This is a genomic window from Streptomyces sp. BoleA5 (assembly GCF_000373665.1).
In the GTDB taxonomy this organism is placed as follows: domain Bacteria; phylum Actinomycetota; class Actinomycetes; order Streptomycetales; family Streptomycetaceae; genus Actinacidiphila.
Genome location: NZ_KB892102.1, coordinates 258656 through 282496, shown reverse-complemented (window position 1 = coordinate 282496; position 23841 = coordinate 258656). Strand labels below are relative to the sequence as shown.

Here is a 23841-nt window from a genome sequence, read left to right as displayed (position 1 = left end):
GAGAGCGCCTTGCCCGTTCGTGCGGGAACCGACTCATATGTCGTTCTCGTCTAGCACCGAGGGCGGCGGTGGCTCGCGGGGGGCCGGGGCGTCCCACGGCGGGTCTCGCGGCGGCTTCACGGCAGAGGCCTGGAAACTGGTGTAAGGGTGAGCGGGGCGCCGCGGCGGCGCACCGCGCGATGTGGAGGAGGTCCGGTGGCGGGCGAGTCCCCCGGCAGGGCGGAGCAGCAGGAGTTGTCGGGGGAGGGGACCGGAGGCGGGGCGGTGGATCCGCGGCTGACGGTCTTCCGCGGGGTCGTGGGAGCGCCCCGGGGCGCATCGGAACCGGCCACCGGTGAACCGGAGTTCGCGCCGGAGCCGCCCGAAGCGGAGGGCGCACAGGAGCCGGACCCGAGTGCTTCGGGTACGCCGGACGACGGAGCGGACGTGGACGGCGGGGCGCAGGACGCTACGCCGGACGCGGAGGACGCCCCTCCGGCCGACGACGCGGGGGACGGTGCGGAATCCCGTACCGGCGACGCAGTCGCCGAGGAGGCCGGCGCGGAGGAATCCGCCACGGACGGCGACGCGGACGGCGACGCGGACGCGGACGGGAGCGGGAAGCGGGACGGTGCCGAGGCCGGCACCGCCGAGGACGCGGGTGAGGAACCGGCCGCCGACGGGGCGCCGGTGGAGGAGCCCGAGCCCGAGGACGCCGCGGAGCCCGAGCCCGAGCCCGAGGACGCGGCGGAAGCCGAGAAGTCCGGCGAGCCGCAGGAGCGTTCCGCCACCGGGGAGGCCGGCCGCGGCGAGGAGCCGTCCGCCGGGGCGGACGCCGAAGCGGAGCCCGGCGAGGCCCCCGCGGGTGACACGGTCGATCAGGCCCCGGAAGGCGCCGCGGAGGACATCGAGGAGGACACCCCGGAAGACGCCGCGGAGGACGCCGCGGAGGACGCCTCCGGGGAGTCCCGGGACGACGCCCCGTCTGACACCCCCGGGGGCGGCGGCGCTGAAGGCCCCTCAACGGGCCCCGGAGGCGTCAAGGGCGGACCCGGGGCGCGCGAGGCGTCCGGGGGCGGACAGGACGTCCCCAGGGCCGGGGAGGGCACGCTCACGCTGCGCGCGCCCCGTACGGAGGGCGTCGGCACGCCGGTCCGGGACCGCACCATGACCCTTCGCGCGCCCTCCGCCTCCGCGCCCGTCGCGACGCCTCCCCGGCCGAGCGGAACGTTTGTCCCGCTGCGGACCGACGACCGGCCGGCCGCGGCCCCGCAGGCCCCGATGCCCGCCCACGTGCCCGTGCCCGCCCCCGCGCAGAGCACGCGGACCCCGCAGACCGCGGAGCCCGCCCCCGGTTCGCGGACGAAGCAGATGCCGCTGCCGCCCGACCCCGACGAGCCGCTGCGGCTGCTGGCCGAGCTGACCAACACCCCGCCGCCGCCGCAGACGCCGCTGCGCACGACCGTGCGGCGGGTCAAGATCTGGACCCCGCTGGTCCTCCTGCTCATCGTGGCCTTCTGCGTGGCGCAGGCACTGCGTCCGCTGCCCGAGCCGGAGCTGGTGTCGACCGCCGAGACCTCGTACACCTTCGAGGGCGACGAGCTCGCGCTCCCGTGGCCCAGCGAGGGCCAGGCCGTCGTCGAGGCCGAGGGCCTCGGCCGCATGGGCGAGTTCGGCGAGCAGAAGCCGACGCCGATCGCGAGCGTCGCCAAGGTGATGACGACCTACGTCATCCTGCGCGACCACCCGATCAAGAAGGGCGGCAAGGGCAAGACCGTCGAGGTCGACCAGAAGGCCGAGGACCAGTACCACAGCGGTATGCAGGAGTCGGAGTCCGTCGTCCCCGTCACGGCCGGGCAGAAGCTCAGCGAGTACGAGGCGCTGGAGGCCGTCATGCTGCCCTCGGCCAACAACATCGCCCGCCTGCTGGCCCGCTGGGACGCGGGATCGGAGGCGGCGTTCGTGAAGAAGATGAACGCCGCCGCCAAGGAGCTCGGGATGGACGACACGACGTACACCGATCCGAGCGGTCTGGAGGCGACCACCGTCAGCACCGCGAGCGACCAGGTCAAGCTGGGTCACGCGGCGATGAAGGACAAGGTCTTCGCGGAGATCGCCGCCAAGATCCAGTACACGGACATCAACGGGAACGTCCAGAAGAACTACAACCAGCTGGCCGGCTACAACGACATCGTCGGCATCAAGACCGGCACCAGCACCAAGGCCGGCGGCAACCTGCTCTTCGCCGCCTACCGCAAGATCGGCGGCACCAGGCAGCTGATCGTCGGCGCGATGCTCGACCAGCAGAAGGCGCCGATCATCGACACGGTCCTCGGCCGCAGCCGCACCCTGATCGACGGCACCCGGGACGCGCTCGCCTCGGCCTCGATCATCAAGAAGGGCGACGTCGTCGGCTACGTCGACGACGGCCTCGGCGGCCACACCCCGGTGGTGGCCGGGGAGGACGTCACCGCGATCGGCTGGGCGGGCCTCGAGGTCGACATCTCGGTGGAGGCCGGCAAGGCGGGCCTCCCGCACACGGCGAACGCCGGTGACCAGGTCGGTGAACTGGTCGTCGGCAAGGGCGACAGCGTGGTCCGGGTCCCGGTCCTGCTGGAGTCGGCCCTCCTCGCGCCCTCGTTCGGCGCGAAGCTGACCCGGGTCGCCTGACCCGGGTCGGCCCCGCCCGCGACGCGCGGGCGACTCGGAGGACGGGCCGGCCGGACCGCTACACGTGGTCCAGCCGGCCCGCCTTCGCCTTCTCGGCCGGCGAGCGGAACTGCTCGACGCTCATCCGCACCCGCTGCCCGAAGCCGTCGGTCAGCACGACCCGCCGGTCGGCCGGCGCCGCCTCGTCCATGTACAGCGTGGGACAGCCGCGGTCGCAGTTGCCGCAGAACACCGCCACCTGTGCCATCGGTCCACCTCCGCCCGGCCCATGCCCGGTCCATGCCCGGTCCGCGCCCGGTCCATGCCCGGACGGTCACCGGGCGTCACGGGCGGCATGCTCGCGGTGACGGCGTTTCAGGCCGCTGGAGCCGGCGACCCGGACAACTCCCGCTCCAGAGGCGTCCGGAAGCGTGGTGTGACGCGGACACCGTCCAGCCAGCCCCCCAGCCGGGCGGCCTCGGCCCCGATCGCGGCGACGGCCTCGCGGCCGGGGTCGGCGAAGAGACGGTGGACGACCTCGCCGTCGGCGCGCTGCGCCCAGCCGCCGACCACCCGCCCGTTCCACCACACGGTGGGGCCGATGTTGCCCGACCGGTCGAAGAGCGCCGCCCGCTCCCGCCCGTCCGCCGGCAGGTACCACTCGCGCCGCTGCCAGCCCATCGGCGTCGGGTCCAGCGCGGGCAGCAGCGCCGCCCACGGCGGTGTCGCGGGGACCGGTCCGGCGTCGTCCGGCAGTACGTGGCCGGTCTCCCCGTCGATCAGCACCTGTTCGGTGCCGATCACCGTGAGGGCCCTGCGGACCTCGGTCAGCGTCCAGCCCGTCCACCACTTCAGGTCGGCCTCCGTGCCCGGCCCGTACGCGGCCAGCCAGCGGCGCACCAGCTCGACACGGGCCTCCGGGGCGGGGGGCGCCTGGGTCACCGCGCCCGGGGCCCAGCGGTACTGACTGCTCGTCCAGCCGCCCAGCGGCCGTCTGCGGACGATGCGGCCCTCCGCCGCCAGCACCCGCAGGACGCGCGTCGACACCGCCTGGGTCGCCTCGTACGGCTTGCCGCGCGCCACCACCACCTGCTCGCGCAGCCCGGGCACGTCGGAGGCGAGCTGTGCGGCCGTCGCCTCGCCGCGTACGGCCAGCGCGTCGAGCACCGACTCCTCCAGCCGTGCCAGCCACTCCTCGTCCCAGCCGCCGCCGTCGGCCAGGTACCCGAGCAGTTTCCGGCGCTCCTGCGCGGCGATCGCCAGGGCCGCGGCGGAGAGCACCACCGGCGCCGAGGCCGTGGCGACCACGAACATCGTCCGGCGCATCGCGAGCAGGCGCGTCAGGCTCCCCTCCTCGTACAGCGCCCGGTCCAGGGCCGCGGCGCCGGGCGCGCGCATCCTGGCCGCGGCCGACAGGTAGACCGTCGCCGGGTCCGTGCCGTGCAGCGCCACCAGCGACTCGGCGACCTCCTCGGGGGCGGCCGCCCGCCGCTGTGCCGTGAGCCGGTGCCGTACCGCCAGGCGCCGGCGCCGCTCCTCGGCCCCCACCGTCCGTCGTGTGTCCATGGCTCATCGTGGCACGGCCCACCGACAGCGCCTTCGGCCTCCTGTGACGTACATCACGCAATCGGAGCCGCAAGTCGCGTAAGGGCAGCGGCCGTCCGCGCTCTCCCAGGGCACCGGAACGCATCCGGAGCGCACTGCCCGCCTGCCGAGGAAGGCCATGCTGACCGACATCGACCACATCGTCAGGGCCCGTCTGCGCGGCCCGCGCTCGGGGCCCGGGGGCCGGGAGATCACCGCGACCCTGTGCTACCGCCGTGACGACCCGCTCGCCGCCCGGATCACCTTCCCCGCGGAGGCCTCCCTCGACGGCGCCGAGGTGACCTGGGTGTTCGCCCGGGGGCTGCTCACCACCGGCCTGTACGAGCCCGCCGGGGAGGGCGACGTGCGCATCCGGCCGGGCGGGCCGGAGCACACCGCCATCGAGTTCCGCACCGACGAGGGCACCGCCCTCGTCGAGGTGCGCACCTCCGGTCTGCGGGGCTTCCTGGCCCGGGTGTACGAGGCCGTGCCGCCCGGGCAGGAACTGCGCCACCTGGACATGGACGCCGTCGTCGCCGCACTCCTGGACGGGGAGTGACCGCGGAGTGACCGCCCCCCACGGCCCGGGGGGCGGCCGCGGGGTCAGCGTGCGAGCGGGCGGAAACCGCGCAGCCGGAGGGAGTTGCCGACCACGAAGACCGACGAAAAGGCCATCGCGGCGCCCGCGATCATCGGGTTGAGCAGCCCGGCCGCGGCGAGCGGCAGGGCCGCCACGTTGTAGCCGAAGGCCCAGAAGAGGTTGCCCTTGATCGTGCCGAGCGTGCGCCGGGAGAGCCGGACGGCGTCGGCGGCGACCCGCAGGTCCCCTCGGACCAGCGTCAGGTCGCTCGCCTCGATGGCGGCGTCCGTGCCCGTGCCCATGGCGATCCCGAGGTCGGCGCGGGCCAGCGCGGCGGCGTCGTTGATCCCGTCGCCCACCATGGCGACGGACCTGCCCTCCCGCTGGAGCCGGGCCACGACGGCGACCTTGTCCTCCGGCATCACCTCCGCGATCACATCGGAGGCGTCGATGCCGACCTCGGCGGCGACGGCCCGGGCCACCGCCTCGTTGTCCCCGGTGAGCAGCACCGGGGTGAGGCCCAGGCCGCGCAGCAGGCGCACGGCGTCGGCGCTGGTCGGCTTCACGGCGTCGGCGACGACGAGCACGGCCCGGGCCCTGCCGTCCCAGGTGGCCGTGACCACCGTGCTGCCCCGGGCCTCGGCCTCCGCCTTGGCGCGGGCCAGCCCCGCCGGGAGCGGCCCGGGCGGCTCCTGGCGCCCGACGGCGACCTCGTGGCCGTCGACGGTGCCCAGGACGCCGAGTCCGGGCAGCGCGTGGAACCCCGTGACGCCGGGCAGGGCGCCGGTGCGTTCCTCCGCCGCCCGCGCGATCGCGCGGGCGATGGGGTGCTCGGAGGCGTGCTCCAGGGCGCCGGCCAGGCGCAGCACCTCGTCCTCCCGTTCGCCCTCGGCGAGGTGGACGGCGGTCAGCGTCATGGCGCCGGTGGTGACCGTCCCGGTCTTGTCCAGCACGATGGTGTCGATCCGCCGGGTGGTCTCCAGGACCTCGGGTCCCTTGATGAGGATGCCGAGTTGCGCGCCCCGTCCGGTGCCGACCATCAGTGCCGTGGGCGTTGCCAGGCCGAGCGCGCACGGGCAGGCGATGATCAGCACGGCGACGGCCGCCGTGAAGGCCGCGGCCAGCCCCGAGCCGTTGCCGAACCAGAAGCCGAGCGTCGCCAGGGCGAGCCCGATCACGACGGGCACGAACACCGCGGAGATCCGGTCGGCGAGGCGCTGCGCCGCCGCCTTTCCGTTCTGGGCGTCCTCCACCAGGCGGGCCATGCGGGCCAGCTGGGTGTCCGCGCCGACCCGGGTGGCCTCCACGACCAGACGGCCGCCGGCGTTCACCGTGGCTCCGGTGACGGCCTCGCCGGGCCCCACCTCGACGGGTACGGACTCGCCGGTGAGCATCGAGGCGTCGACCGCCGAGGTGCCCTCCCGTACGACGCCGTCGGTGGCCACCTTCTCGCCCGGCCGCACCACGAACAGGTCGCCGACGGCCAGTTCGGACGTGGGGACGCGCACCTCGCGCGCGCCGCGCAGCACGCCGACGTCCCTGGCGCCCAGCTCCATCAGGGCGCGCAGCGCGGCGCCCGCCCGGCGCTTGGAACGGGTCTCGAACCAGCGCCCGGCCAGGATGAAGGCGGTCACGCCGGAGGCGACCTCCAGGTACAGGTTGGCGGAGCCGTGACCGGGGGCGACGGTCAGCTCGAAGGGGTGCCGCAGGCCGGGCACGCCGGCGTCGCCGAGGAAGAGCGCCCACACGGACCAGCCGAAGGCGGCCAGCGTGCCCATGGAGATCAGCGTGTCCATGGTGGTGGCCCCGTGCCGCAGGTTGGTCCACGCCGCCCGGTGGAAGGGCCATGCCGCGTACGCCACGACCGGCGCGGCCAGGGTCAGGGACAGCCACTGCCAGTTGGGGAACTGCAGGGCGGGGACCATGGCCATCGCGATGACGGGCACGGCGAGCACGACGGCGGTCAGCAGCCGCTGCCGCAGCGTCGTGAGCTCGCCCGGCTCGGAGTCCGCCTGCTCCCGGGGCACGTCGGTGACCGGCGGGGCGGGGAGCGCGGCGGTGTAACCGGTGGCCTCGACGGTGGCGATCAGGTCGCCGACGCCGATCCCGCCGCCGAACGCCACCTTGGCCTTCTCGGTGGCGTAGTTGACGGTGGCCGTGACGCCGTCCATCCGGTTGAGCTTCTTCTCGATCCGGGCGGCGCACGAGGCGCAGGTCATCCCGCCGATCGCGAGTTCGAGCTCGGTGACGCCCGCAGGGGCGGCCTGCGCTGCGATCCGCGGGGTGACCTGCTGTTGATCCGGGAGGGTCATGCCGGGCCGACCAGTTCGTAGCCCGCCTCGTCGACGGCCGCGCGGACCGCCGCCTCCTCCAGGGGCGCGTCCGAGTCGATGGTGAGCAGGCCGGTCTTGGCGTCCACGGTGATGCCGGTCACACCGGGGAGGGCCGCGACCTCCTTGCTGACCGCGGACTCGCAGTGACCGCAGCTCATCCCGGAGACGCTGTAGCTGACAGACATGGGTTCTCCTCGTGCGTTCTGTGCGTGTTCCGGTGTACGGCGTCGGGCTCCGTGCCGTCCACCCACCACCAAATTATACCCCCTAGGGGTATCGCGGAAGGGGAGGGTGAGGGGGCGGGGGGCGGTGTGGCGCCGGGTTGCGCTCGCGCGCGGGGGAGCGCCGGGATGCCGGCCATGGCAACTCGGCCCGACCCGGCCCGCCTTGGCCCCGGATCACGACCGGCAGAGGGCGCGGCCTCCTCCGCGCGATCTCGGGGCGGTCGTGCGCGTCGCGTCCTTCCGCCCGCGCGGTCGCGCGTCGCGAACCGCCGCGGGAAGCGCGGGGGAGTGGTGGCGGTGCCGCGTACGGCCGGTGCCCCGGCCCTCCCGCTCACCGGCGGGCGGCACCACCCGGCCGCGGGGCGCGGCAGAGCGCGCCGCCACCCTCCGCCCGGTCGTCGCCGCCGTACGGGCGGCCCCGCTCAGGACCAGAACCGGTTGGTGGCATCGAGGTCGGCGACGCACTCGTCGACGTCCGTGATCCGGTCGCCGACGATCCGGAACACGATGCCGCCCGGCTGGTCGAGGTACTCGCCCCCGCGCTCCGCCGTGAGGTGGTGGAGCGACATCGCGTGGCCGCGGCCGTCGACGAGCACCTGCCGCAACTGGACCCGCATGCTGCCGTCGGTCTCCTCGGTGAGCCTGCGGTAGTAGCCGATGATCTCGTCCCGGCCCTTGTAGTGACCGGCGAGCGGATGGTCGCCGGGCGAGTGGTGGGCCGCGTCCGCGGACAGCAGGCCGGCCAGCGCGTCCATGTCGCCCCGGGTGAACGCCGCGTACGCCTTCTGGACCAGCACGGAGTGGGGGTGTTCCGTCATGGCCATCGCCGCCTTTCCCCGCCGTCCGTCCCCGGCCTGACACAAGCCACCCTGGCACCGGTCCCCGGCGGGCGCACCCGCTGCGGCCGCGGCGTCCCCGGCCGCTCCCGGTCGCCCCGGAGCCGGTGGGGGCGGTGCCTCCCGGCCGCCATCGGATAGGGATTCGATCGTTCGGACGCTCGAATCGCTTGTAAAGGGGTGGTCATACAGTGGAATCACGCGTACGGTCGGAGCCGCCCGTAGCCGAGGAGGCCCCCCATGTCCGTCGACCGCACCCGCCTGAAGGAACTGCTCGCGCGGGAGACCGCCGAGGCCGCCGCCCGCAACCCGAAGTCACGCGCCGCGTACGAGGCCGCCTTCCACCTCTTCGGCCGGGTGCCGATGACCTGGATGAACAAGAACGCCGGCGCCTTCCCCCGCTACCTGGCCGGTGCCCGCGGCGCCCGCGTGACCGACATCGACGGCCACGAGTACGTGGACTTCTGCCTCGGCGACACCGGCGCCATGGCCGGCCACTCCCCGGAGCCCGTCGCCGAGGCGATCGAGCGGCGCTACCGCGAGCAGGGCGGCGCCACCGCGATGCTCCCCACCGAGGACGCCGAGTGGGTCGGCGCCGAACTCGCCCGCCGCTTCGGGCTGCCCCGCTGGTCGTACGCGCTGACGGCGACCGACGCCAACCGGTGGGCCATCCGTCTGGCCCGCGCCGTCACCGGACGGCAGAAGATCCTCTTCCACAGCTACTGCTACCACGGCAGCGTCGACGAGTCCCTGATCGTCACCGGCCCCGGCGGCCGTGGTGGCGCCAGCCGTCCCGGCAACGTCGGCGCACCGTGCGACGTCACGCTGACCAGCCGCGTCGCGGAGTTCAACGACCTGGAGGGCCTGGAGCGGGAGCTCGCCCACGGGGACGTGGCCGCCGTCCTGATGGAGCCCGCCCTCACCAACATCGGGATCGTGCTGCCCGAGCCCGGCTACCTGGAGGGCGTCCGCGAGATCACCCGCCGGCACGGCGTCCTTCTGATCAACGACGAGACCCACACCTTCTCCGCCGGGCCCGGCGGCGCCACCGCGGCGTGGTCCCTGGAGCCCGACGTCCTCACCATCGGCAAGGCCATCGCCGGCGGTGTGCCGGCCGGCGCCTACGGCCTCTCCGCCGACCTCGCCGACCGCCTGCTGTCCCGCGGCGACCTCGACCTGGTCGACATGGGCGGCGTCGGCGGCACCCTGGCGGGCAACGCCCTGTCCGTCGCCGCCATGCGCGCCACCCTCGAACACGTCCTCACCGACGACGCGTTCACCGCCATGTCCGCCCTCGCCGCCCGCTTCGAGCGGGGCGTCGCCGACGCCGTCGCCGCCCACGGCCTGCCCTGGTCCGTCAGCCGCCTCGGCGCCCGCACCGAGTACCGCTTCGCCGCGCCCGCGCCGCGCAACGGCACCGAGTCGGCGGCCGTCTCCGACCCCGAGCTGGAGGACTTCCTGCACCTGTGGCTGGCCAACCGCGGCATCCTCATGACGCCGTTCCACAACATGGCGCTGATGTGCCCGGCCACCACCGAGGCCGACGTCGACACCCACACCGCCCTCTTCGCCGCGGCCCTGGCCGAACTGGCAGGCTGAACCCCGTGGACGACATCGACCGCGCCATCCTCCGTGAACTCCAGAGCGACGGCCGCATCCCCTACGCGGACCTCGGCCCCAAGGTCGGGCTCTCCCCGTCCGCCGCCCGCCAGCGCCTGCAGCGGCTGATCGACGGCAAGGTCGTGCAGGTGGTGGGCGTCACCGACCCGATGGCCATGGGCGGTCAGGCGATGGCGCTGCTCGGGGTCCGCGTGGACGGCGACCCGCGCGCGGTCGCGGACGCGCTCGCCGCCCGCGACGAGGTGGTCTACGCGGTGCTCACCGCCGGGCCCTACGCTCTCTTCGCCGAGGTCGTCTGCCCGGGCCCGTCCGACCTGCTGGACTTCGTCAACGACGTCGTCAGGACCGCGGAGGGCGTCGCGGGCGTGGACACCTTCCCGTACTTCGGCATCCACACCCACCGCTTCCTGTGGGACGTGGGCTGAGCGCGGGCCCGGTCAGCCCTTCGGCACGACGCGCAGGGCGCGGTACTCGTACCCGTCCTGCGCGAAGCCCGGCGCCTCCCACTCCAGTGCCACCGGCTGGCCGGCGGACAGCGTGCGGAAGCCGTTCATCTCGATGTCGCTGTAGTGGGCGAAGCACCCCCCGGGCGTCTCCGGGCAGTCCAGCACGCCCCAGCCCTCTTCCTCGTACCACTCGCGCACGGTCGCATGAGCCATGCCCGCAGCCTAAGCGCGTCCGCGGCGCGGGGCGCGTCCACGAGGGTCAACGGGCGTCACGGGCCCTGGCGGCCGTCCCACGTGGCGTCCCACGTGGCGTCCGACGGGGGGTACGCCCTCGGCAGTGCGCCCCCGTGCAGCTGGGGGACATCGGCGGAGTGGGAGGCACGGGCCTCCTCGACCCAGGAGTCGGCCAGCAGCGTGGGCGACCCCGCCGTCCCGTCCGGGGCCTGCCGATCCGAACCCGGAGCCGGGACCGACAGGCTGCCGTAGCGCTCCATCCGCTGCCAGCGCAACCGTGACCCGGCGAGGGCGGTGGCCACCGACTGGATCACCACGAGGTACATCAGTTGCCGGTAGACGAACTGCTGCAGGGGCAGGCTCCACAGGGGACCCGCCCGCTCGCCGTCCAGCCGGAAGGCGTACAGGCCCATCACGGTCTGCAGCGCCAGGAATCCCAGCCACAACCCGACGATGCGCACGGGGTCGAGGAAGACCAGCCCGTAGACGGCGAAGACATCGACCACCGGGGCCAGCAAGGGCAGCAGCACCTGGAAGAGCATCAGGTACAGCAGGCCGCGGCGGCCGAGCTTGCCGGCCGCGCCGGTCTGCAGGAGCGCCCCGCGGTGCTTCCACATCGCCTGCAGCGTGCCGTAGCACCAGCGGTAGCGCTGGCGCCACAACGCGCCCAGCGAGGCAGGGGCCTCGGTCCAGGCGATCGCGTCCTCCTGGTACACCACACGCCAGCCGGCACGGCAGAGCGTCATGGTCAGATCGGTGTCCTCGGCGAGCGTGTCGTCGCTGACGCCGCCCGCCCGCACCAGGGCATCGCGACGGAACGCTCCGACGGCCCCGGGCACGGTGGGCATGCACTCCGCGAGATCGAACAGGCGGCGGTCCAGGTTGAAGCCCACCACGTACTCGATGTGCTGCCAGCGGCCCAGCAGTCCCCGGCGGTTGATGACCTTGGCGTTGCCCGACACCGCGCCGACACGCGGATCGGCGAAGGGCTGCACCAGTCTGCGCACGGCGTCGGGTTCGAAGACCGTGTCGCCGTCGACCATCACGAGCAGGTCGTACGAGGCCGCCGCGATCCCGGTGTTGAGTGCCGCGGGCTTGCCCGCGTTGGCCTGCCGGATGACGCGTACGGAAGGCAGCCGCAGCGACTCCACCAGGTCGGCCGTGCCGTCGGTGGAGCCGTCGTCGACGACGACGATCTCGACGGGATGGTCGGAGGCGAGGAGCGAACGGACCGCGGCCTCGATACCGGCGCTCTCGTTGTACGCGGGCACGATGACGGAGACAGGAACGGTCACCGGCGGCCCCCACGGGACCTCACGCGTGCGGACGTGCCGACGGGCCGCGACCATGACGGCGGTGGCGCGCAGCAGGGCGAGCGCGCCCGCCGCGTACAGCAGCCAGCCCAGGATCCGGAGGGCCCACGCGCTGCCGGTGAGCGCGCCGATGAGCCCCAGACCCAGCCAGTGGTCGCCGGCGGTGGCGGGCCGAGTGGACTGCGGCAGCCGTACCGCTCCGCTCACCGTCGTCACGGAGAAGCCCCGGTCGGCGAGTGCCGAGAGCAGTGGGTCCAGGGCCTTCAGCGTCTGCGAGCGGTCGCCGCCACCGTCGTGCATCAGCAGGATCTGTCCGGCCGTGCTGCGCGGGACCGAGTCGGCGACGATCCGGTCCACGCCCGGCCGCCGCCAGTCACCGCTGTCGAGCGTGCTGAGCACGGTCAGGTAGCCGTCCCCTGAGGCCGCCCGGATGGCGGACCAGTCCTGGTTCGTCACCGCCGCGTTCTTGGACGAGTACGGCGGGCGCAGCAGCGAACTGGTCTTTCCGGTGGCACCCGCCAGCGCCAACTGGGTCTGGCGCAGTTCCAGCGAGCGCTGCCACTGCGGGAGCGTGCCCAGGTCTGCGTGGGTGAAGCTGTGGACACCGATCTCGTGCCCCTCGGCGAGGATGCGCCGCACGATCTCCGGATGGGCGGCGATCTGGGTGCCGACCACGAAGAACGTGGCGTGCGCATGATGGCGGCGCAGGACGTCGAGGATCTTCGGCGTCCATCTGGGATCCGGGCCGTCGTCGAAGGTGAGGGCGATGGTGCGCGCCCTCGGGCCGGCGGTGCGGACCGTGTGCGAGGAGCCGTCGACGACCGGGCCGCCGTCGCTCACGGCGGAGGGTACCCGGTCGGAGGCACCGGCCGGCTTGGCGGCGTCGTCGCCGATCCCGGCCATGTGGTGGGTGTAGCCCTGGATGACCAGTGCCGCGCTCAGTGTCAGGACCAGCATCGTCAGCAGGAGCCAGTGCGTGCGCAGCGGCACGCTGCGCACGACGCCGCGGTGGCCGCGTCTTCGCGGGCGGCGGGTGTGGGCACGCGTCATCGGGGTCGCCCTCCTCGGCGGTGGAACACGGTCGGCCCTAGTCGCGGCCACGAGCGGTACTGCGGGCTGGGGCGGGGTGCGTGGCCGTGCTCCTGCCCCGGGTCGCGGCGGGTGCCGGGGTCGTTTTCGCGGCGCTCGGAGCGCTGCTCGCTCCCGGGCTCGGTGGGGCCGTGGCCGCGGTCCCCGGCCGGGGTGCGGATGCGGGCGTTCGGGATGCCGCGCCGGACGGATTATCCGGAATCGCGGACGCTGCCGGCTCCGGACGGCCCGGGTCGTCCCCGGCGCGCTGCGGTGCCCCTGACGCAGGGCCACGGGAGTGGTGTTCCGCGGAGTCGGGCAGGGGAAGGTACGCCGAGGAGGCGCCGGGCCCGCCCAGCAGGGCGCTCAGCAGAACGGCGATGTACGCGACCGCGGGCACGGCGAGCAGGAGCCCGAGCCGCCGGACCCGCCGCTGCCGACGCCCGGAGGTGTCCACGAAGACGGGTCCCGTGGCCGCGTGGCGACGGGACGCGACAGGGCTTTCCCGCTGCTGCGGGTGCGTGTCGGGCTCGCTGGTCTGGTGCACGGCCGCGCACCCTACAAGCGACCCCGCTCCGTTGACGAACGCCACCATATTCCGCCCAAGACGGGTATCCGAGGTTTTCCCTTCATCTGCTCCTTTCGTCATGTTTACCCCCGGAGCGCGGCGTCGGGGTGTAACGCTTTCGGGGCCGGTTGCGCCCCCGTGGATAGCCGCGTGCAGCACGGCACGCGGGCCCGAGGAGCGAAGGGGCAGGATGAAGCAGGACGTGACCAACCCACCGGTGGCCGTGCTCGGGCCCCGCCTCGCCGCGGACGTGGTGACCATGGCCCGCGAAGGGGCCAGGATCAGGCTCGACTACTCGCCGGCGAGCCTCACCCTGGTCGACCGGGTCATCGAGGCCATCCGGAGCGAACGGCCTCCGCTCCAGGCCGTGACTCCGACACTTCGGGGGTTCGGTGCCTACACGGGCGAGGTGCTCGTCCGCGCGGCCGGGGCGGCCTGGGTGGAGTTCGATGCGCAGGAGCGCGGTACATTCGGGCAGCCGTTCGGAATCCGCACACCGGACGGGCGAGTCTGGAACCCGCTCGGACGGGCGATGAAGCGGTACGAGAACGGCGCGGCGGACAGCCTGCGTCTTTTCTGCCTCTCCGTGATGGGCCGGGGCCAGGTTTGACCTCCGTCATGTCGCGAGAGTCTGGTCCTCGCGGGGCGACAGGGTGAGACGGACGGGGCGACGAGCACGAAGAGGACGCAGTGGGCAAGGCGGAGGTCCGTCGGCGCGACCGGCTGGGCGAGGGCGAACTCGGTGATGCGGTCAGACGGGCCCGCGACGGTGACGAGACCTCGTTCGCCGTTGTCTACCGGGAGGTCCACCCGATGCTCCTGGGCTACCTGCACGGCCTGGTGGGCGACGACGCCGAGGACGTGGCCTCCGAGACCTGGCACGACATCGTCCGTGACATGTCGCGCTTCCGAGGTGACGGCCAGGCCTTCCGCGGCTGGGCCGCCGCGATCGCCCGGCACCGGGCACTGGACCACATCAGGAGGATCAAGGCCCGGCCCCGCACCACACCTCTCGAGGGTCGCGTCCCCGAGCCGCCGACGCTCGATGACGCCGGCGGCTCGGCGCTCGAGAACCTGTCGACGCGGCGGGCGCTCGATCTGATCGCGGGACTGCCGCAGGACCAGGCCGAGGCGGTCCTCCTGCGCGTGGTCGTAGGACTCAACGCGCCCACTGCGGCCAAGGTCCTGGGCAAGCGGCCGGGCGCGGTGCGGACCGCCGCCCACCGGGGCCTGAAACGCCTGGCGGAGCGCCTCGACGGCGCCGGGGGAAGTGAAGGATGAAGGACAGCAGAGAACACGGCGACTGGATGGACGCCTCGCTGGCGGAGCGGTTGCTCGACGGCGCTCCGGTTGGCGACGCCGACGGCCGGGCGGCCCGTGTGGCGGGTCTCCTGGCGGTCGCGTCGGCGCCGTCGGCGGCTGATCCGGCACGGGAGCGGCTGGTACTGGCGGCGTACCGACAGGCGCGGGACGCCGGGACCACGCGGCGGCGACGGTCCGGCCTCGGCCGGCGTGCCCGGGTGGTGGCCGGCGGACTGGCCGCGGTCTTCGCCCTCGGTGGTGTGGCGGTCGCCGCGCAGACGGGCACGTTGCCCAACCCCTTTCACACGACCACGACAAAACCCCGTCCGGTGACCTCCGGTTCGGCGGGGTCCGTCGCGCCGGTCCCCTCCGCGTCCCCCGGTTCAGGCGCGCCCACACCCACCGCATCCGTGTCCACGCCTCCGGCCGCACCCACGGCGAGCAGGACTTCCGGCGCGCATCCCGTCCCGCCCGGTTCGCCGGGCGTGCCGCCAGGGCTCACGGAGGCGGAACCCAGGGGCCTGTGCCAGGCGTACGTCAAGGCCGCCGGGCGGGGTGAGGCCATGGACGCGGCCGCACGGGCCGTGCTCGAGAGGGCGGCGGGCGGAAAGGACGCCCTGGGCCCCTACTGCGACCGGCTCCTCGGCCCGGGCGCCGCTCAGAGATCACAGGCTCCCGCGCCGCCCACGGAGAACGGCGGGCACCGTTGACCGCTAGCGCCCGACGTCCCCTCAGCCCCACACCGAGCGGACGCCGTTGACCAGGTTGACGACCGTCCCCAGCACGAGGAACCAGCCGAAGCACAGGTAGACCCGCCCCACGGTCCGGTCGCCCTGCGCCCGCGAGGCCGCGGGACCGGGCACCGGTGCGGACTCCACCCGCACCGGCTCGTCGGGGGCGAGCAGGCCCCGGGGCGCGCGGCGCCACACGCGGCCCGCCCGTATGAGCACGATCGCCACCAGGCAGCAGAACGCCGCCGTCTGGAAGTAGGTGCCGGGTGATGCCAATTGCGCCGAGGCGTAGCTCTGCATGAACGCGTGACCTTCCAGGATTCCGGACGCGCCGGACCGCACACCGGCCTGCCCGTGCCGACGGGCGAGGCGGTTGTGGACGGCCCGCCGGTGGTCTCGGCAGAGTGCCGTACGCGGTCATCTTGTGATGATCCGCAACGCAGGTCAACACCCGGAGCCCGCGAGGAGTCCGCCGGGCCGCGGGGCGGATTGATACGTACCGAATTGCCCCGGATCGACTGTCCCTTCGGACCCTCGGAGGAGACCCTCGGAGGGGACCCTCGGAGGAGACCCCCGGAGGCAGCCGACGCCCGGTTCCCGCCCTGCCGCGCCGACGAACACCCGCGCGCGCTCCCCGGCCTCCTCGATTTCCGCACGTGGCGCCGCTTCAGGACGCCGGACCCACCCCTGGCATGCGACGCGCGCCGGTCACGGGAACCGGCGGCGGGAGGGGCGGGATGGACGTCGAGCTCGCCATGGACTTCCCCGTTCGGCGGCGGCAGCACCGGGCCCCCGACGTCGTGCCCGGCCACGTCTCCGAGCGACTCCTGTCCATGCCGTGGATCCGTGACGCCGAGGACGTGGCCCGCATCGTCCAGGTGGCGAAGCGGTGGCTGCGGTCCGAGCGACGCGTTTCGCGCGGCCGTGGCGATCGGCCCGGCGAACGAGACCTACCTGGCCGACTCCTGGGAGGAGACCGCCGCACCGGCCACACACCTCAAGGAGCGGTTCCCGTCCATGGCCGCCGACGTGGACGCCTGGACGGCACGAGCCGAGCCGTCGTACGAGCGGCTGAGGCACGGCTCCTTCTTCGACCGGGCAGCCGAAGTCAGCCGAACGCACCGGGGTCCCCGGGCCCTTCCCCGAAGGCGAGTCCCACCGGGCCCCTCAGGCGGAGGCCTTGGCGATGATGCCCTCCACCTCGTCCCGCCCGAACGCCCGCATGGTCGTGCTGCGGATGTTGCCGACCGCGCCCAGCCGCAGCAGCGCCGCGGCGGCGGTCTCGTCGTCGGGCGCCTCGACGACCGCGACGAGGTCGTACGGCCCGACGGTCCAGTAGATGTCGGCCAGCCTCCCCCCGACGTCCCGCAGCGCGGCGCCGAACGCGTCGGCCCGCTCCGCCGTGTCGGCGTACGCGCGGATCCCCTGGTCGGTCCAGCTCAGCAGCGTGATGTAGAGCGGCACGATCTCTCACCTCGACAAAGAGAGGAGCGTCCACTCCCAGCGTATGGGCGCCCCCGAGGGGTCGCATCCGGCGCACGCGCCCCGGTCCGAGCCCGCGCCCCGGTCCGATCCTGTGGCCCGGTTGCCGGCTCCGGCGGGCTCAACGGCACGGCGACTGCCCGGCACACGGCGCCGCATCGGGATCCGACGGCCCGCTCACCGCCCGGCCGCGGTGGTTGATCCGCCCAACGAAGGCGGCCGCCCCGAGGGGCAGGCCCGCCAGCGTGCCCAGGGTGAACCCGAGATCCTCGGCGCTGGGCGAGATCCACGAGGTCGCCGCACCGCCTGCCACCGCCGACGCCGACATGACGAGAAGGGCCGCGGCAACGGCGGAGCGCCGGCCCGGAGGTCTTTTCCGGTACAGGTCGCCGAGACGCCGGCCTCCTGCCGCGACAGCGCTGACGGACACCGGACCGAACCCGTCCGGCAACCAGCCGAGCGGCCAGGCGACCAACGCCAGAAGACCCATCCCGAGGAGAGCGAAGGCCATGTCCCGAGCCGTCTCCGCAGCCGCGTCCCACGGCCGACCCGGCATCGCGCCGGCCGCGTTCTCGCTGGTCATGCGAGGAGCGTAGCCGCAGCCGCATCGCTCCGGCACCGAGGGCGGCCCCGCCGCGTCGTCACTGCCGCGGCTTGGGGTGCGCCCTCACGGACGCCGGCGAACCAGTCGCGACCGACCGCCAGGAGCGGTGCAGGCCTGACGGGGTCCGGGCGGCGCTCGACCTCCTGAGCAGGGCCTCCCGACCGCGAGGTTGTGAGCGCTCGGCCGCCGACCGATCCTTCGACAACCGTCGGGCGCAGCAGCCGGATGTCGTACTCGGTCCAGCAATCCGCTCTCTCGATGCCGACCTCGCTGCCGCAGCGGGCACACAGCAAATTCGGCCCGTTGAGCCCGTCCGGCCTGCAACACCCGTACAGCCGAGCCGGGTCTGTGTGGGGCCGCAACAGCACGCCGTCCAGTGGGTTGATCACCCAGGTGGCGACTGAACCAGCGGGAGCGTACGGATCCGGATCAGGGGAGAAGAAACCCACCGCGACCGTCGAAGGGCCGTACGTGTAGTGCTCCCGGCCCTTCACCATCGGCAGGGGTTTCCAGTCGGCTTGCGTCAGGGGATTCGACAAGGGGGCATCACATTGCCGACACCTGAAAACGATCAGCATCGCATCCCCGCGACTTCTCCCGCCCATGGCACACCTGTTGCTGACGTCCTCGGTCGGTAGTCCGACCTGCGGTTGTGCTGTTGGAGGTTGCCGACAAGTATCCCCGAACGGCCTGGAGACAGCCCAGTCGCACCTTGGCCTACACGCCCCCCCAGACCGAGGTTGGCACCATCGCGGAGATCGGGGAAGCCTTGAGCGATGAGGGCCGCAGGCTCAAGGCAGGCGTGGCGAGTCGACGCTTCGGTCGGGTCGCTGCCACAGCCGAGCTGCTGGTACCTGGGCGACAGCGGTCCTCGTGGTGCCGACTTGCCGGATGCCGCCGGCTCCACCGCCGCCACTGACGCATAGCCGACGGGTCGGCACGGTCCCTCACTCTCCCGGCCACGCTCGCGTGGGAGCGCCCCGCGGCGCGTGGCTGCGGGGCGCTTTGCGAGGGTCAGTCGATCTTCTGCCCGTCGTACTTTCCGCCCTTGCAGGTCCCGGTTGCCCAATCGACTGTTCCGCCGCCGTCCTCACACTCACCCACGGTGGGGGCGGCGTCGGCGGGGGCGGCGTGGGTGGGGGCGGCGTAGGTGGCGGCGCCGGCGGTGGAGGCGCCTGTGAGGCCGAGTCCGGCGAGGGCTGCCGTGGCGATACCGGCGGCGAGGCTTCGTCGAATGCGCATGTGGTTCCCCTTTCACGGATTGCCTCGGGTGGGGCACTACTCAGCTTGATGTTCCTCCATGTGGGCGACACATCATGTTGGGCCGTTCGGGTGACGTTGCTGTCGGGTGCGGGGTCGTGACGCGACCCGTCAGGCAGGCCCTGGTGGGCGCTGCCGCGCGCAGTCACCTCGCGCTCCCGCCCTTGAAGGATCCCCGGTCCACGGGCCGCCAACTGAAGAAGTTCAGTCGAGGAGTCACGGGGCGGAGTCCGGTCTGCCCGCGACGTGGCGGCCTCGGCCGGGCTACCGACCGCGCCGCACCGCATGCCCGGTACCGGCCCGGACGAGCGGCGGATGCCCCGAGGGGAGTTGTCGATCGTCACACTGAGCTGGATCGCGGCTGTCGACGGTTGTCATCGTCGCGTGTTGTCGGTTCGCCTTGCACGGCCCCACGGCCCCACGGCCCCACGGCCCCACGGCCCCACGGCCCCACGGCCCCCACGGCCCCACGGCCCCACGGCGACCCGAGGCCAACGTGTCGAGCTCTGGCCAGTGCTCACTGATCGGCGATAGCCCCTCCATCCCGTGGTTCGCGAGCAGGCAGCCACGCAGCGACGTGTCGGAGGCAGCGGCCGCGGCGATCTCCCGCACCTGGCCGCTCAGGCGTTCCAGGGCACCCTCGTCCGGGCCTTCGAGCCGGCTGCCCACCGCCCTGACGAGCCCGTCGCAGTACTCCTGGAAGGCGCGCAGGAACAGTTGGTGCTTGTCGCCGAAGGCGCCGTAGAGGCTGCCCTTGCCGAGTCCGGTGTCACGAAGGATGTCGTCGACGCGGGTCCCCGCGTAGCCGGTGGACCAGAACCGGTCCCTGACGGTGCGCAGTACCTGGTCCTCGTCGAAACTGCGGGGGCGTGCCATGGATTCACGGTACCGATTCTTGACTGCACCGTCCATAACGGCACGGCGTCCGGAACCCGTCCCGCCCGGGACGTTGTCGATGAGCCCCTCTGTGCAGGGCCCGACCATCGTTCGCCTCCCTGGAAGCCCCGGCCGCCCATGGAAAGGACCCCTCCATGCCCCCACGGAGGAAGATCCGCCTGTTCGCCGAAGCCTCCCGTGGCGGCGAGCGCGCGATCGCTCGGCGCCTTGCACATGACGACACGTAGACGTGCCGGCTCCCATGACAGCCCGGTGAGCGGCTGAGTAGCGACCCCCCGTGACGTCACACAAGATTGCTTCATGCCGGTTCTGATAGCCGCATGCGCCATGGTCATGACTCTTGTAGGTGGGGTCGTGGCGCAGCGGGTCGGTGACCGCCGCCATCTGGTTCTCGGTCTTGCCGCCGGGCTCATGCTGGGAGTTATCGGCTTCGATCTGCTTCCCGATGCGCTGAACGCTCAGCCGCGGCGCGTTTTCGGGGTTCCTGCGGCATTGCTGATGTTCGTCGCAGGATTCCTCGCTCTGCACGTGGTAGAGCGAGGAGTCGCCATTCACCGCGCTCACGAGAGCGAGTACGCACCGCACAGCCATGCTTTTGGGCATGCGCAGGAGTCCGGTAAGGGAATCGGTCTGACCGCAGCCTCGGCACTTGTGGGTCACAGTGTGATCGACGGGTTCGCCATCGGCGCTGCGTATCAGGCCGGCAGCGCACTGGGAATCGTCGTTGCGATTGCTGTGATCTCGCATGACTTCGCCGACGGATTCAACACCTATACGATCGCCAGGCTGTACGGTAATGCCCGGCGTCGGGCTCAACTGCTACTGGTGGCCGACGCGCTGGCTCCGGTGGTCGGGGCGGCGATCACTTTGACGTTCACGATACCGAGGGGACTGCTGGGCCTTTATCTCGGATTCTTCGCCGGCTTCCTGCTCTATCTGGCGACGTCGGACATATTGCCGGAAGCCCACAGTCCGCACCCCTCCAAGGCCACTCTGTTGTTCACGGTGACGGGGGCTCTGCTGATGTGGTTGGTGATCGGGCTCGCCGACTGAGCGGGTCGCTGGTGGCGCACTGACAGGTGCGGGAGGTCTTGGTCGGCCCGTGTGTCGGGACGCCGATCGTGTCGCGCCGTGTCGGAGCGTCCACGCCGATCCGACGGCGGTGGTCGTGGTGGTGGTCGATGGCGTGCGCTCAGGGTTTCGGGCTCCCACACCCCGTGCGTACGCCTGCATGGCACCTTTCGCGTCTGCGGACCGTGCCTGCCGGGACGCCGCGCGTACGCCTGAAGCCGGCGGTACGGTTTGTATAGGCCACCGCAGGGCTACCACTGGCCTGCGCTTCGGTATTCCGGTATCGCCGCCCAGAGGGCCGGTCGACGATTTCCCCAGTCGGCCCCGAATCCGGCTCTCGACGGTGGCCCCGGCGATCTTGCAGGGAGTCGTATGAGCTCCGAAAGTCGGGTATTGGTCGTAGGAGCAGGCCCATCGGGGCTATTGCTGGCCGGCGATCTGGCGCAGGCCGGTGTCAGCTGTACCGTCGTCGAGCGTCGTGTACAGGAATCGCAACTCACCCGGGCTTTCGCCGTCCACGCGCGGACGATGGAACAATTGGACGCGCGTGGTGTGGCCGACCAGATGCTTGCGACCGGCGTCCGTAACCCGGTTCTGCAGTTCTTGCGGATCGATCTGTCGCGGTTGCCGACCCGTTACCCACATGTGCTGGTGACGCCGCAGTATCACACCGAGCGAATTCTCCGGGCGCGGGCTCTTTCCCATGGTGCCGATATACGGGAAGGCTGGGAAGCCCTCGGGCTCACGCAGGATACGACCGGTGTCGACGTTCAGGTCCGGGCGCCGGATGGATCCCCTCAGACATTGCGCGCGGCTTACGTCGTGGGCGCGGACGGGAGAAACAGCGTCGTACGCCGTTCCCTCGGACTGCCGTTCCCGGGCCGCTCCGCGGTGCGGTCGATGATGCTTGCCGATGTCCGGTTGGCCGACCCTCCGCACAAGCCTCCAACCGTGGGTGCAGTAGGTGACGCCTTCGCCATCCTCGTTCCGTTCGGCGATGGATGGTTCCGCATCATGGCGTGGAATCGCCACCACGAGATGCCGGACAACGCACCGGTCGATCTGGAGGAGATCCGGGCCATCGCCCGCCGAGCGCTCGGCCGCGACTTCGGCATGCACGATCCGCGCTGGATCTCACGGTTCCACAGTGATGAGCGACAGTCACCGCGCTACCGCGTAGGCAGGGTCTTCCTCGTCGGTGACGCGGCGCACGTACATTCCCCCGCCGGCGGCATGGGCATGAACACCAGCATCCAAGACTCCGCCAACCTGGGCTGGAAACTCGCTGCCGTCCTGCGCGGCCGTGCCCCCGAAGCCCTGCTTGATACCTACGAGGCCGAGAGGCACCCGGTGGGGCGCAGAGTGCTGCGCATGAGTGGCGCACTGTTGCGTGGGGTCCTGACCACCCCGCGGCTGCTGATCGGCGTCCGAGACTTCGCCGCCCGGACCGTCCTGCGTCTCCCACCGGTCGCCCTGCGGCTGGGGCGGGCGATGTCCGGGATCGACATCGCCTACGGCGCCCCGGCCGGCGCTCACCCGCTTACGGGCAAGCGGGCGCCGGATGTCCTCCTTGCCGATGGCCGACGTCTGTACGAGGTGCTGCGCGGCCGCCGGTTCGTACTGGTCACACCGGCAGACGCGCCGCTTTCCGCCTCGGTGACCGAAGCCTGGAACGGCGCGGTGGAGTGCGTCACCACCCCGTCCGGTCTGACCAGCAAGTCTGTACTGGTCAGACCGGACGCCTACATCGCGTGGGCCTCCTCCGAGCAGTCTCCACGCCGCCGAGCCGACGAGATCGGGCAGACACTGGCCGGCCTCTGTGGTGAGGGCATGGGCCCGTCGTCCTAGAGGCGCTGGTAGCCAGGGTTGCCGCCCGCGGGCGCTGCGGTTGCCGTGTTCGCGAGGGGAGGACGCAACGGGAGTCGAAGCGGCGATCAGACCTGGTTCAGGCCGCCGTCGACGAAGAGCTCGGTTCCGGTGATGAAGCTGCTCTGGTCGCTGGCGAGGAAGAGTGCCGCCGCGGCGGCCTCCTCGGGGCGACCCATCCGCCCCAGAGGCACCTGACTGGCGAAGAAGTCCCAGAGCTTGGCGGCTTCTGCGGCATTGGGCGCGAGCCCGGAGTTGCCGGGCGTCTCGATCGGGCCCGGAACGAGGGTGTTCACGCGGATCTTCCGGCTCTTGAGTTCGTTGGCCCACGTGCGAGAGAAGGATCGGATGGCGGCCTTCGAAGCGGCGTAGACGCCGAAAGCCTCGGCGCCCGAGGTTGCCGCGGTGGATCCGGTGAGGATGACCGAAGCCGCCTCGTTCAGCAGCGGAAGAGCCTTCTGGACCGTGAAGAGCGTACCCCTCACATTGATGCCGAAAGTCGAGTCGAAGTGCTTCTCGGTGACGTCTTCCAAGGCCGAGAACTCGCCGCCACCGGCGTTGGCGAACAGCGTGTCGATGCGGCGGCCCTGCTCGGAAACGGCGGCGTAGAGGCGATCGATGTCGTCGAGATCGGAGACGTCGCCCCTGACGGCGGTGGCGTTCGGACCGATCTCGGCCAGCGCGGCGTCGAGCGCTTCCTGACGCCGACCGGTGATGAACACATATGCGCCCTCGGCCGCGAATCGCTTGGCGGTGGCCAGCCCGATTCCGCTGTTACCCCCGGTCACGATGGCCGTCTTACCGTCGAGCTGTCCCATGATCAAGGCTCCTGTTCAGCGGAGGTGTTCCCTCCGCGGCTGTTGCTACGCGTCAGGCCCGCGCTCGGTGCGGTGGGCTTGTTATGGACGGTACGGTAAAAAACTCGATGCTGGACGGAACGGTCCAAAACTGTGGCCTAGCCCACTCGCCGCCCCGGATCGATCAAGGTCCGGGGCCTTCGACAGGATTCGAACCTGCGACACCCGCTTTAGGAGCGAGGTGGGGCGGTCGGCGGTGTGACCTGCAGATGCCCGGCCTTGGACATAGTGGGCGGCGCCTCCTCCTGCGTACCGCGATTCCCCCTGGCTCCCCGTCCGTTCTGGCACGGATGTGGCACGACAGCTTTCGTCCCGACGTTTCTGGCTTCCGCGCCTC

Annotated in this window: 22 protein-coding genes; 9 read left to right on the top strand and 13 right to left on the bottom strand. The window is 72.4% G+C overall.

The genetic code is table 11. The features are described 5' to 3' along the window. Positions 1–195 precede the first annotated feature (195 nt). Positions 196–2649 carry a D-alanyl-D-alanine carboxypeptidase gene (locus tag B085_RS48185; RefSeq protein WP_018559946.1) on the top strand — a complete coding sequence of 818 codons (2454 nt, stop codon included), beginning with the start codon at positions 196–198 and terminating at the stop codon, positions 2647–2649. Positions 2650–2707: 58 nt separating this feature from the next. On the opposite strand, the gene B085_RS0117905 is transcribed toward B085_RS48185, so the two are convergent. Further along, a complete protein-coding gene (locus B085_RS0117905; protein WP_018559945.1) occupies positions 2708–2896 on the bottom strand; it encodes a hypothetical protein in 189 nt (62 codons plus the stop codon). A 107-nt stretch (positions 2897–3003) separates the two neighbouring features. Further along, positions 3004–4194 carry a winged helix DNA-binding domain-containing protein gene (locus tag B085_RS0117900; protein WP_018559944.1) on the bottom strand — a complete coding sequence of 397 codons (1191 nt, stop codon included), beginning with the start codon at positions 4192–4194 and terminating at the stop codon, positions 3004–3006. A gap of 157 nt (positions 4195–4351) precedes the next feature. Between B085_RS0117900 and B085_RS0117895 the strand changes: the two genes are divergently transcribed. After that, positions 4352–4771, top strand: a complete 420-nt coding sequence (locus tag B085_RS0117895; protein WP_018559943.1) for an SsgA family sporulation/cell division regulator — start codon at positions 4352–4354, stop codon at positions 4769–4771. 44 nt (positions 4772–4815) lie between these two features. Here the strand turns inward: B085_RS0117895 and B085_RS0117890 are convergent, their stop codons facing one another. The 3 genes from B085_RS0117890 to B085_RS0117880 form a co-directional block, all read right to left on the bottom strand. Then, positions 4816–7104, bottom strand: a complete 2289-nt coding sequence (locus B085_RS0117890) for a heavy metal translocating P-type ATPase (protein WP_018559942.1) — start codon at positions 7102–7104, stop codon at positions 4816–4818. Next, on the bottom strand, positions 7101–7310 hold the full coding sequence (locus B085_RS0117885; RefSeq protein WP_018559941.1) for a heavy-metal-associated domain-containing protein: 210 nt from the start codon (positions 7308–7310) through the stop codon (positions 7101–7103). The genes B085_RS0117890 and B085_RS0117885 overlap by 4 nt, the downstream gene beginning before the upstream one ends. Positions 7311–7771: 461 nt before the next feature. Beyond that, a complete protein-coding gene (locus tag B085_RS0117880) occupies positions 7772–8167 on the bottom strand; it encodes a nuclear transport factor 2 family protein (RefSeq protein ID WP_026251154.1) in 396 nt (131 codons plus the stop codon). A 258-nt stretch (positions 8168–8425) separates the two neighbouring features. Between B085_RS0117880 and B085_RS0117875 the strand changes: the two genes are divergently transcribed. Continuing rightward, positions 8426–9784, top strand: a complete 1359-nt coding sequence (locus tag B085_RS0117875; RefSeq protein ID WP_018559939.1) for a transaminase — start codon at positions 8426–8428, stop codon at positions 9782–9784. 5 nt (positions 9785–9789) lie between these two features. Next, positions 9790–10230: an Lrp/AsnC family transcriptional regulator gene (locus B085_RS0117870; protein ID WP_018559938.1), complete on the top strand. Its 441-nt coding sequence runs from the start codon at positions 9790–9792 to the stop codon at positions 10228–10230. 12 nt (positions 10231–10242) lie between these two features. Here B085_RS0117870 and B085_RS0117865 read toward each other — a convergent pair whose 3' ends face one another. Together B085_RS0117865 and B085_RS42800 are read right to left on the bottom strand one after the other, a co-directional pair. After that, complete coding sequence (locus B085_RS0117865; protein ID WP_018559937.1) at positions 10243–10464, bottom strand: cold shock domain-containing protein; 222 nt, start codon at positions 10462–10464, stop codon at positions 10243–10245. Between the two features lie 56 nt (positions 10465–10520). After that, on the bottom strand, positions 10521–12848 hold the full coding sequence (locus B085_RS42800) for a bifunctional polysaccharide deacetylase/glycosyltransferase family 2 protein (protein WP_018559936.1): 2328 nt from the start codon (positions 12846–12848) through the stop codon (positions 10521–10523). 776 nt (positions 12849–13624) lie between these two features. Here B085_RS42800 and B085_RS0117855 point away from each other — a divergent pair. The 3 genes from B085_RS0117855 (at position 13625) to B085_RS45680 (ending at position 15446) form a co-directional block, all read left to right on the top strand. Next, entirely contained in the window at positions 13625–14044 is a 420-nt protein-coding gene (locus B085_RS0117855) for a hypothetical protein (RefSeq protein ID WP_018559935.1), read from the top strand. Between the two features lie 80 nt (positions 14045–14124). Then, positions 14125–14715, top strand: coding sequence for an RNA polymerase sigma factor (locus tag B085_RS0117850; protein ID WP_018559934.1), 591 nt, complete (start codon positions 14125–14127; stop codon positions 14713–14715). Continuing rightward, entirely contained in the window at positions 14712–15446 is a 735-nt protein-coding gene (locus tag B085_RS45680) for a hypothetical protein (protein ID WP_018559933.1), read from the top strand. Before B085_RS0117850 ends, B085_RS45680 begins: the two co-directional genes overlap by 4 nt. A 21-nt stretch (positions 15447–15467) precedes the next feature. Here the strand turns inward: B085_RS45680 and B085_RS0117840 are convergent, their stop codons facing one another. The 5 genes from B085_RS0117840 to B085_RS50800 form a co-directional block, all read right to left on the bottom strand. After that, on the bottom strand, positions 15468–15767 hold the full coding sequence (locus B085_RS0117840; RefSeq protein ID WP_018559932.1) for a hypothetical protein: 300 nt from the start codon (positions 15765–15767) through the stop codon (positions 15468–15470). An 867-nt stretch (positions 15768–16634) separates the two neighbouring features. Then, on the bottom strand, positions 16635–16931 hold the full coding sequence (locus tag B085_RS0117835; RefSeq protein WP_018559931.1) for a GYD domain-containing protein: 297 nt from the start codon (positions 16929–16931) through the stop codon (positions 16635–16637). 139 nt (positions 16932–17070) lie between these two features. Continuing rightward, positions 17071–17532 carry a hypothetical protein gene (locus B085_RS42790; protein WP_018559930.1) on the bottom strand — a complete coding sequence of 154 codons (462 nt, stop codon included), beginning with the start codon at positions 17530–17532 and terminating at the stop codon, positions 17071–17073. Between the two features lie 1035 nt (positions 17533–18567). Next, a complete protein-coding gene (locus B085_RS0117825; protein ID WP_018559929.1) occupies positions 18568–18795 on the bottom strand; it encodes a hypothetical protein in 228 nt (75 codons plus the stop codon). A gap of 282 nt (positions 18796–19077) precedes the next feature. Continuing rightward, complete coding sequence (locus B085_RS50800) at positions 19078–19689, bottom strand: TetR/AcrR family transcriptional regulator (RefSeq protein WP_018559928.1); 612 nt, start codon at positions 19687–19689, stop codon at positions 19078–19080. 321 nt (positions 19690–20010) lie between these two features. Between B085_RS50800 and B085_RS0117815 the strand changes: the two genes are divergently transcribed. Next, a complete protein-coding gene (locus B085_RS0117815) occupies positions 20011–20763 on the top strand; it encodes a ZIP family metal transporter (protein ID WP_026251153.1) in 753 nt (250 codons plus the stop codon). Between the two features lie 390 nt (positions 20764–21153). Continuing rightward, entirely contained in the window at positions 21154–22629 is a 1476-nt protein-coding gene (locus B085_RS0117810; RefSeq protein WP_051102087.1) for an FAD-dependent monooxygenase, read from the top strand. Between the two features lie 86 nt (positions 22630–22715). Here B085_RS0117810 and B085_RS0117805 read toward each other — a convergent pair whose 3' ends face one another. Beyond that, positions 22716–23465 carry a glucose 1-dehydrogenase gene (locus B085_RS0117805; RefSeq protein ID WP_018559925.1) on the bottom strand — a complete coding sequence of 250 codons (750 nt, stop codon included), beginning with the start codon at positions 23463–23465 and terminating at the stop codon, positions 22716–22718. Positions 23466–23841: the final 376 nt, after the last annotated feature.

Excerpts from the sequence above, each read along its gene's own strand:
- B085_RS50800 (WP_018559928.1), bottom strand. The coding sequence starts at position 19,689 with ATGGCACGCCCCCGCAGTTTCGACGAGGACCAGGTACTGCGCACCGTC.
- B085_RS0117805 (WP_018559925.1), bottom strand. The coding sequence starts at position 23,465 with ATGGGACAGCTCGACGGTAAGACGGCCATCGTGACCGGGGGTAACAGC.
- B085_RS0117810 (WP_051102087.1), top strand. The coding sequence starts at position 21,154 with ATGAGCTCCGAAAGTCGGGTATTGGTCGTAGGAGCAGGCCCATCGGGG.
- B085_RS0117895 (WP_018559943.1), top strand. The coding sequence starts at position 4,352 with ATGCTGACCGACATCGACCACATCGTCAGGGCCCGTCTGCGCGGCCCG.
- B085_RS42790 (WP_018559930.1), bottom strand. The coding sequence starts at position 17,532 with ATGACCAGCGAGAACGCGGCCGGCGCGATGCCGGGTCGGCCGTGGGAC.
- B085_RS42800 (WP_018559936.1), bottom strand. The coding sequence starts at position 12,848 with ATGACGCGTGCCCACACCCGCCGCCCGCGAAGACGCGGCCACCGCGGC.
- B085_RS0117890 (WP_018559942.1), bottom strand. The coding sequence starts at position 7,104 with ATGACCCTCCCGGATCAACAGCAGGTCACCCCGCGGATCGCAGCGCAG.
- B085_RS0117875 (WP_018559939.1), top strand. The coding sequence starts at position 8,426 with ATGTCCGTCGACCGCACCCGCCTGAAGGAACTGCTCGCGCGGGAGACC.
- B085_RS0117840 (WP_018559932.1), bottom strand. The coding sequence starts at position 15,767 with ATGCAGAGCTACGCCTCGGCGCAATTGGCATCACCCGGCACCTACTTC.
- B085_RS0117905 (WP_018559945.1), bottom strand. The coding sequence starts at position 2,896 with ATGGCACAGGTGGCGGTGTTCTGCGGCAACTGCGACCGCGGCTGTCCC.
- B085_RS0117815 (WP_026251153.1), top strand. The coding sequence starts at position 20,011 with ATGCCGGTTCTGATAGCCGCATGCGCCATGGTCATGACTCTTGTAGGT.
- B085_RS0117900 (WP_018559944.1), bottom strand. The coding sequence starts at position 4,194 with ATGGACACACGACGGACGGTGGGGGCCGAGGAGCGGCGCCGGCGCCTG.
- B085_RS0117865 (WP_018559937.1), bottom strand. The coding sequence starts at position 10,464 with ATGGCTCATGCGACCGTGCGCGAGTGGTACGAGGAAGAGGGCTGGGGC.
- B085_RS0117880 (WP_026251154.1), bottom strand. The coding sequence starts at position 8,167 with ATGACGGAACACCCCCACTCCGTGCTGGTCCAGAAGGCGTACGCGGCG.
- B085_RS45680 (WP_018559933.1), top strand. The coding sequence starts at position 14,712 with ATGAAGGACAGCAGAGAACACGGCGACTGGATGGACGCCTCGCTGGCG.
- B085_RS0117885 (WP_018559941.1), bottom strand. The coding sequence starts at position 7,310 with ATGTCTGTCAGCTACAGCGTCTCCGGGATGAGCTGCGGTCACTGCGAG.
- B085_RS0117825 (WP_018559929.1), bottom strand. The coding sequence starts at position 18,795 with ATGCGCATTCGACGAAGCCTCGCCGCCGGTATCGCCACGGCAGCCCTC.
- B085_RS0117855 (WP_018559935.1), top strand. The coding sequence starts at position 13,625 with ATGAAGCAGGACGTGACCAACCCACCGGTGGCCGTGCTCGGGCCCCGC.